Here is a 3,869-nt window from a genome sequence, read left to right as displayed (position 1 = left end):
CACGAAATGGCTCACTTTTCGACCATCGCTGACATCGTTCCGTCCGCCGGCGGGATCACGGCGGCGCAGCTGCGCGCGGGCCTGGAGGAGATCCTGCCCCGGGACAAGCGGCCGCTGCAGTACTTCGTCCTCTCGGAACTTCCCGTGACCGGCGCCGGCAAGATCAGCCGCAACATGCTGCTGGACTGGGTCCACACGAACGACCGGCGGGTGCGGAACCTTGGCGGCTGAGCTGTTGCCGGCGGACCGCCAGCCGGTGATCATCGCCGCCAGGCGGACGCCGGTTTGCCGCACCAACGGGCCGCTGGGCAGGCTGCGGGCACACCACCTGCTGGCACCCGTGCTCCGGGAACTGCTGGCCGAAACCCGTACGGAACCGGCAGCCGTTGACGATGTGGTCATCGGAAACGCGGTGGGCGGCGGCGGGAACGTGGCACGCCTGGCACTGCTGGAGGCGGGGCTCCCGGTCAGTGTTCCGGGCATCACCGTTGACCGCCAATGCGGTTCGGGCCTGGACGCCATCGTCCTCGCTGCCCGGCTGGTGGCAGCCGGCGGCAGCCCCCTTTTCCTTGCCGGGGGAGTGGAAAGCACCAGTACGGCGCCCCTGCGCGCCCACCGGACGGACGACGGCGGCGCGGACTTCTACCGGCGCGCCCAGTTTGTGCCGGCGGATTTCGGCGATCCGGACATGGGCCCCGCCGCCGAAACGGTGGCCCAACGGTTCGGGATCAGCCGGGAGCGCCAGGATACCTTCGCGCTGGCAAGCCACCGCCGGGCGCTTTCTGCCGCGGATGCGGGGCATTTCGACGGCGAACTGGTGGCCCTGGAGACCGGCTCCGGGACTGTGTCGGCAGACGATGGCCCCCGCCGCGGCCTGACTCCCGCGGTGATGGCGAGGTTTCCGGCCGTCTTTGTCGACGGGGGAACCGTCACCGCCGGAAACTCCTGCTTCGATGCCGACGCCGCGTCCGCCGTCGTGATCACGTCCCTTGAACGGGCACGGGCAATGGGGGCCGCCGACGGCCTCGTGGTGCTCGGCACCGGCACCGCCGGCGTGCATCCGGAAATCCTGGGCGTGGGGGCTGCCACGGCGGCCCGCGATGCCCTGGCCGGTGCCGGCCGTGCCGCCGATGAGCTGGACTTCGTGGAATTCAACGAGGCCTTTGCTTCCCAGACCCTGGCATGCCTGGACCAGCTGGGCATCGCATCGGAAAGGGCGAACACCGACGGCGGTGCACTGGCCTTGGGCCATGCCTACGGGGCGTCCGGCGCGGTCCTGGTGACACGCCTGCTGGCGCAGGTCCGCCGGGCCGGGGCTCCGGGCAGCCTGGCCATGGCGATGATCAGCAGTGCCGGCGGGATGGGCACGGCTGCCCTGCTGGAATACCGGCGGCTCCAGGACGGCTAGGCCCTGGTTAGGGGCCGGAAACGCCTCAGTGTTCGGTTTCTTCGTCTGCTTCGCCCAGGCCCCGGGCTGCGAGCGCCTCGCCCGTCTGGCGGGCAAACGCCACGGAGGTGATAAACACGGGCAGGACGAGGGCGCGCGGATTGCGCTCCAGGCCCCGGGCGCGGGCGGAATCCCGGACGTCGGCGAAGGTGCCGGCGATATAGGGGACGCTGCGCAGCATGATGCCGATGGTCAGGGCGAAGCGTTCCGGGTCGGCGCCGAACCTTCTGAAGGGACCGGCGGCCTTGACCACACCGTCCAGGAGCTGCTGGACAGGCGTGGTGGCGGTCAGCAGGGACGCCGCCACTACGCAGACGAGGATATTCAGGACGATCCTGCCCGCCGTTGGGGCGCCCAGCTGCCACCACTGGAACAGGCCGATGACCAGCAGCACCGCAGCCAGCGGGCGGATGGCTGACCACAGCCGCTTCAGGCCTGCGCCGGTCAGCAGGAACAGGCCGCAGAGTCCCGCGACCATCGCGGCGGAGACGAGCCAGTCCTGGATCATGAAGGTGGTCAGGCCGCAGATGACCACCAGGAGGAATTTCAGCACCAGGGGTGACCGGTGAATGAATGAGTTCCCGGGCACATAGTTGGCGAGCAGAAAGCCGTGCCCCCTCATCGGATGCCCGGCTCCCTGGTGTGCAGACCGGCCATGCACAGGGTGCGGTAGGCCGCCACGGCCTGGGCGGGGGTGCCGTCGAACATTATTCTTCCCTTGTCGACAACGAGCACCCGGTCCATCTCCAGGGCCAGCTCGAGGTCATGGGTGGACATGATGATTTGCTGGTCAAGGCCAGCCAGGGTTCGGCGCAGCAGTTCGCGGTTGCGGAGATCCAGGAGGGTGGACGGCTCGTCCAGGACCAGCACGGCGGGCTCGACGGCGAGGACGGCTGCGAGGGCCAGCAGCTGCCGCTCGCCGCCGGACAGTTCGTAAATGCTCTGGTCCGCCAGGTGCAGCAGACCCAGCCGGTCCAGGGCGCTTTCCGCCAGCCTGCGCCGCTCCGCACCGTTCTTCACGGACCGGCGCAGGGAGAGCTCCACGTCCTCCCGGCCCGTGGGCATGACCAGCTGGGAGAGCGGATCAGTGAAGACGAACCCGACGTTGCGCCGTACTTTGCGGACGGCACGTACTGTATCGTCGCCGTCGACCGTTACGCTGCCCGTGGTTGGCTGGACGAGCCCGTTGACCAGGCGCAGGAGCGTGGACTTTCCGGATCCGTTGGCGCCGATGACGCCTACGCGGCGTTCGGTCAGCTGCAGGTTCACGCCGTCCAGGAGGACCTTTGGTTCCGGGAGGTGGTCCACCGGAACGGTGACGGCTGCCTGGTCAAAGGTCACGTTGGGCATGGAGTGGAAATCCTAGGCGTTTGCGGGCTGCTGGGCGTTCCGCTTTACCCGGCGCACCAGGATGTCCGGGAAAGCGCGGTGCAGGGCGACGGCGATGAGGGCAGCAAGGACGTTCTTGATGATGTCGCCGGGGTAGAACACCACATCGCTCAGGAAGGCCTGCCCCCAGGTGGCTTTGGTGTTCAGCACGATGCCGGCGATGCCCAGCGAGTGCACAACCAGCACGCTGGTGACCGTTGCGGAGAGGAACAGCCACAGTGCCCGGGCCTTGATGGTCCGCCGGATGACGATGGTGGCGAGCCATCCCACAATTCCGGCGGCGATGGGGAAGGCGATGATGTAGCCGGCGGACGGGCCGGCGAGGATGCCCAGGCCGCTGCGTCCCTGGCTGAAGATGGGCAGGCCGGCGAGGCCCAGGAGAACATAGAGCCCGACGGCGGCGAAGCCCCGCCCGGGGCCGAGCACCAGGCCGGTCAGCATGACGGCGAGCGTCTGGAAGGTGATGGGGACGCCGAAGCCGTTGACGGCAAGTCCGGGAACCAGCGCCGAGCCCGCCACCAGGGCGGCGAAGACGGCGATCAGCCCCAGGTCGGTGGCGTTCCAGCGGCGGCGGCCGGTGATCAATGTTTTTGTTCCGGCGGTGTCGGTGTTGCTCATGGCGGTCCTGTCGGGGTTGTACAAGCGGAATCTAATGTACAGCCGACGCTACCTGGGAGGAACACCGGGCATTTTGTAGGGGCCCTACTAAGCCCGGTACCGGCCACTGCGCGCTGGGCACAATTTCGGTTCAGACTATGGCTGCACTAGACGTCCTTTTTCTTCGCCAGCGCGATGGCCTCCTTCTGGCGTGCGCGGTCGAGGGCACGGTAGACGGTGGAGCGCCCCACCGAAAACAGTTCCACCAGCTCGGACGTAGTGTGTTCACCTTTGCCGTGCAGTTCGACCAGGAGGGCTTCTTGTTTCGGGGAAAGCTTCCAGGGTGTTTCATAGAGTGTGTAAGGGTCCGGTCTCTAACTAGGGTTTGACCTGCGGTTTTACCCTTGAAAGGACGGGCCCTCTTGGCCGAAATCAG

4 protein-coding genes and 2 pseudogenes are annotated in these 3,869 nt (G+C 67.7%); 2 read left to right on the top strand and 4 right to left on the bottom strand.

Annotated features, from left to right (window positions below; genetic code table 11):
- Both AC5RTT_RS20045 and AC5RTT_RS20040 read left to right on the top strand, forming a co-directional pair.
- Positions 1–231, top strand: a pseudogene (locus tag AC5RTT_RS20045) (hypothetical protein); the annotation flags it as partial.
- Entirely contained in the window at positions 221–1,408 is a 1,188-nt protein-coding gene (locus AC5RTT_RS20040; RefSeq protein WP_494146633.1) for a thiolase family protein, read from the top strand. The pseudogene AC5RTT_RS20045 and the gene AC5RTT_RS20040, both read left to right, overlap by 11 nt.
- A 25-nt stretch (positions 1,409–1,433) precedes the next feature.
- Here the strand turns inward: AC5RTT_RS20040 and AC5RTT_RS20035 are convergent, their stop codons facing one another.
- From AC5RTT_RS20035 to AC5RTT_RS20020, 4 genes and pseudogenes are all read right to left on the bottom strand, one after another.
- Positions 1,434–2,069 carry an energy-coupling factor transporter transmembrane component T family protein gene (locus AC5RTT_RS20035; protein WP_494146632.1) on the bottom strand — a complete coding sequence of 212 codons (636 nt, stop codon included), beginning with the start codon at positions 2,067–2,069 and terminating at the stop codon, positions 1,434–1,436.
- Positions 2,066–2,797, bottom strand: coding sequence for an energy-coupling factor ABC transporter ATP-binding protein (locus AC5RTT_RS20030; protein ID WP_494146631.1), 732 nt, complete (start codon positions 2,795–2,797; stop codon positions 2,066–2,068). The genes AC5RTT_RS20035 and AC5RTT_RS20030 overlap by 4 nt, the downstream gene beginning before the upstream one ends.
- Before the next feature lie 12 nt (positions 2,798–2,809).
- Positions 2,810–3,454 carry a biotin transporter BioY gene (locus AC5RTT_RS20025; RefSeq protein WP_494146630.1) on the bottom strand — a complete coding sequence of 215 codons (645 nt, stop codon included), beginning with the start codon at positions 3,452–3,454 and terminating at the stop codon, positions 2,810–2,812.
- Positions 3,455–3,600: 146 nt separating this feature from the next.
- Positions 3,601–3,759, bottom strand: a pseudogene (locus AC5RTT_RS20020) (helix-turn-helix domain-containing protein); the annotation flags it as partial.
- Positions 3,760–3,869: the final 110 nt, after the last annotated feature.

It is taken from the genome of Arthrobacter sp. Y3221157, assembly GCF_059089865.1.
Note: the sequence above shows the minus strand (reverse complement) of the source record. Positions and strands in the feature narration are given on the sequence as shown.

Coding starts and splice junctions, on each gene's coding strand:
- AC5RTT_RS20035 (WP_494146632.1), bottom strand. CDS start 2,069: ATGAGGGGGCACGGCTTTCTGCTCGCCAACTATGTGCCCGGGAACTCA.
- AC5RTT_RS20030 (WP_494146631.1), bottom strand. CDS start 2,797: ATGCCCAACGTGACCTTTGACCAGGCAGCCGTCACCGTTCCGGTGGAC.
- AC5RTT_RS20025 (WP_494146630.1), bottom strand. CDS start 3,454: ATGAGCAACACCGACACCGCCGGAACAAAAACATTGATCACCGGCCGC.